Below are 3,324 nucleotides of genomic sequence, written 5' to 3'. Positions count from 1 at the left end.
CCGCCGCGCAGGTGCGCGGGCAGGCAGCGGCACGCAAGGCGCTGCTCACGCTCCGCGCGCTGCAGGCGGGTGCGCGATGATCCTGTTGCGCTGGCTGTTCGACCTCGTCTACCGCGCGACGCGCACCGTCGACCTGCCGTTGCTCGCCGCGCTGCTTGCGTTGATGGCGATCGGCCTCGCGGTGATCTACAGCGCAGCCGACGGCTCCGCGCACATGGTCATCGCGCGCACCGCGCACTACGGCCTCGGCCTCGCCGCGATGTGGGCACTGTCGCGCATGCAGCCCAACCAGCTGCGCAACTGGACGCCGTATATCTACGCCGCGTCGATCGTGCCGTTGCTGATCGTGCTGGTGATCGGTCGCGGCAAGCACGGGAACCTGTGGATCAACCTGGGCGTGTTCTATTTCCAACCGTCGGAAGTGCTCAAGCTGAGCCTGCCGATGATGGTGGCCTGGTACCTCAATCGCCGACCCCTGCCGCCCGGGCTTCGCGTGACGCTGACCGCCGCGGTCATCATTGCGGTACCCACGCTGCTGATCCTGAAGCAGCCCGACTTCGGCACCGCGATGCTGGTCGCACTGAGCGGCGCGTTCGTGCTGTATCTCGCCGGCCTGTCATGGTGGTGGTTTGGCGTTGCGGGAGCGGGTGTGGCGAGCGTCGCGCCGGTGGCGTGGTTCTTCCTGCTGCGGCCGTACCAGAAGGACCGCATCCTCACCTTCCTCAATCCGGAATCCGATCCCCTCGGCGCCGGCTGGAACATCATCCAGTCGAAAATTGCGATCGGTGCCGGCGGGTTCACCGGCAAGGGCTGGATGCACGGCTCGCAGTCGCACCTCAACTACCTGCCCGAGCACACCACCGACTTCGTATTCGCGGTCCTCAGCGAAGAGTTCGGCTGGCTGGGCGTCGTCACCGTTCTTGGGCTCTACCTGTTCGTGATCGGGCGCTGCCTGTGGATCGCCGTGGAAGCGCGCGACGGCTACTCGCGAATGCTGGCCGGTGCGCTGGCGATGGCGTTCTGCGTCTACGTGGTCGTGAACGGCGGCATGATCGCCGGGCTGCTGCCCGTGGTGGGTGTACCGATGCCGCTGCTGAGCTATGGCGGCACGTCCGCCGTGTCGCTGCTGGCGGGGCTCGGCGTGGTGATGGCGGTGAAGGCGCACCGGCCGGTCTACGGGCGCTGATTCACCGCGCGTGGCACGCACGGGGACGTACGAACCCCCGTGCTACCTTCTGCCACCTTTACAACCGGGCCACACCATGTCGACCGCACCGCTGCAGGCTCTCCTCCGCGATGGCGAACTCTCCCTGCGCGACGCCTGGGCGCGAGAGTTCGAACAGAGCGCCGGCGCGTTGCGAGGGCGCGCTTCGAAGGAGGAGCTTGCGATCAGCGGTGCCGAGATGCTGCGGCAGCTCGTGGGCTCGCTCTCGACCGCCCCGGACGGCACGACCACCGCCGACTTCGGTGCGCTCGACCGCTTCTTCGATGAGTTCGCGCGCGATCGCGTCCTGCAGGGCTTTACCGCCGAAGAGACGGCGACCTTCGTGCTCTCGCTCAAGCGTCCCGTATTCGCGGCGTTGCAGCAGCGCACCGGCAACGATGCGGCGGCGCTCGGCGCCGGGCTGTGGGACGCGACGCAACTGATCGACCGGCTGGCGCTGCGCTGCATCGGCGCGTTCCAGCGCATGCGGGAATCCATCATCGACCGGCAGCAGCAGGAACTGCTCGAGCTTTCCACGCCGGTCGTGAAGCTGTGGGACGGCATCCTCGCGCTGCCCATCATCGGCACCCTCGATTCCAGCCGCACGCAGACGATGATGGAGGCCCTGCTCACCCGCATCGCCGACACCGGCTCGTCGATCGCGATCATCGACATCACCGGCGTGCCAACGGTCGACACGCTGGTCGCGCAGCACCTGATCAAGACGGTCACCGCGATCCGCCTGATGGGCGCCGAGTGCATCATCAGTGGCGTGCGCCCGCAGATCGCGCAGACGATCGTCCACCTCGGCGTCGACCTCGGCAGCGTCACCACGAAGGCCAACCTCGCCGACGCGCTGTCGCTGGCGCTCGCCCGCAACGGGCTCACCTTCAGCAAGACTGCCGCGCGCGGCGCCTGACGTGGACCGCATCCCGATCCTGCGGATGGGTGACGTGCTGCTGGTCACCATCCAAGTCGACATGCACGACCGCATCGCCCTGCAGCTGCAGGACGACCTGACGTGCATGATCGAGAAGACCGGAGCGCGCGGCGTGGTGATCGACATTTCCGCGCTCGAAATGGTCGATTCGTTCATCGGACGCCTCATCGCCGACACCTCGGCCATGTCGCGCGTACTGGACGCCGCCACGGTGGTGGTCGGCATGCGCCCGGCCGTGGCGATCACGCTGGTCGAGCTGGGCGTCGCGATGCCCGGAGTGCGCACCGCGCTGGACGTCCAGAAGGGACTGGCCATGCTGCACGCCGAGCGTGATGTGGACGCCTGGCAATGAGCGTGACGGACGAGGGCGTCCTTCCGCTGCGAAACGAACAGGACATCGTGTTCGCGCGCCAGGCGGTTCGGCAGCTCGCGCAGCGCCTGAAGTTCTCGTTGGTCGACCAGACCAAGATGGTCACGGCGGCAAGCGAAATCGCGCGCAATGCACTCGTCTATGGCGGCGGCGGCGACATGCAGTGGGCGGTCGTGCTCAATGGCGCGCGCAGCGGGCTGCGCCTTGCGTTCGTCGACCAGGGGCCGGGCATTCCGGACCTGGACCTCGCGCTTACCGATGGCTGGACCTCGGGCAGCGGCCTCGGCCTCGGCCTGTCGGGAACGCGCCGGCTCGTCAACGATTTCGAACTCCAGAGCGCGGCGGGACAGGGCACGCGCGTCGTAATCACGCGATGGCAGTGATGACGCTGGACGGCGGGTGCTGGGCGACCGTCGAGGTCGGCGATGCTTCGCAGGTCGGCGCCGCGCGCCGACTCGCGACGCGCACCGCGCAGATCGCTGCGCTCGGCGACGTGGAGCGCGGGCGCTTCGAACTGGCGGCGGTCGAGCTCGCCACGAACGTACTGCGGCACGCGGCGCGCGGCTCCATCTACATGCGTGCATCCGGCGACGTGGTCGACGTCGTGGTGATCGACCACGGCCCCGGCATGGACCTGGAGCGCTGCTTCTCCGACGGCTACTCGACCGGAGGCACCCCCGGCACCGGCCTCGGCGCCGTGCGCCGGGCGGCCGACTTGTTCGATGCGTATTCCGACGCGCGCGGCAGCGTGCTGTTCGCGCGCATCGGCCACGAGAGCGGACCCCGGCGCGGCTCGATTGCGGTGAGATC

General features: G+C 68.5%; 5 protein-coding genes. All 5 read left to right on the top strand.

The window, feature by feature from the left end:
- Positions 1-76 precede the first annotated feature (76 nt).
- On the top strand, positions 77-1,186 hold the full coding sequence (gene rodA, locus FW784_RS13220; protein WP_149353794.1) for a rod shape-determining protein RodA: 1,110 nt from the start codon (positions 77-79) through the stop codon (positions 1,184-1,186).
- A 76-nt stretch (positions 1,187-1,262) separates the two neighbouring features.
- Positions 1,263-2,123 (top strand): STAS domain-containing protein, encoded by an 861-nt coding sequence (locus tag FW784_RS13215; RefSeq protein ID WP_149353793.1) that lies wholly within the window; start codon positions 1,263-1,265, stop codon positions 2,121-2,123.
- Position 2,124: 1 nt separating this feature from the next.
- Positions 2,125-2,496: an STAS domain-containing protein gene (locus FW784_RS13210; RefSeq protein ID WP_149353792.1), complete on the top strand. Its 372-nt coding sequence runs from the start codon at positions 2,125-2,127 to the stop codon at positions 2,494-2,496.
- Entirely contained in the window at positions 2,493-2,897 is a 405-nt protein-coding gene (locus tag FW784_RS13205; protein WP_149353791.1) for an anti-sigma regulatory factor, read from the top strand. The genes FW784_RS13210 and FW784_RS13205 overlap by 4 nt, the downstream gene beginning before the upstream one ends.
- A partial coding sequence (locus FW784_RS13200) for an ATP-binding protein (protein WP_149353790.1) occupies positions 2,888-3,324 on the top strand: 437 nt, incomplete at its 3' end. The genes FW784_RS13205 and FW784_RS13200, both read left to right, overlap by 10 nt.

Origin of the sequence: Cognatilysobacter lacus (assembly GCF_008274655.1) — a bacterium.
GTDB classification, from domain to species: Bacteria; Pseudomonadota; Gammaproteobacteria; order Xanthomonadales; family Xanthomonadaceae; genus Cognatilysobacter; species Cognatilysobacter lacus.
Note: the sequence above shows the minus strand (reverse complement) of the source record. Positions and strands in the feature narration are given on the sequence as shown.

Coding starts and splice junctions, on each gene's coding strand:
- rodA (WP_149353794.1), top strand. CDS start 77: ATGATCCTGTTGCGCTGGCTGTTCGACCTCGTCTACCGCGCGACGCGC.
- FW784_RS13205 (WP_149353791.1), top strand. CDS start 2,493: ATGAGCGTGACGGACGAGGGCGTCCTTCCGCTGCGAAACGAACAGGAC.
- FW784_RS13215 (WP_149353793.1), top strand. CDS start 1,263: ATGTCGACCGCACCGCTGCAGGCTCTCCTCCGCGATGGCGAACTCTCC.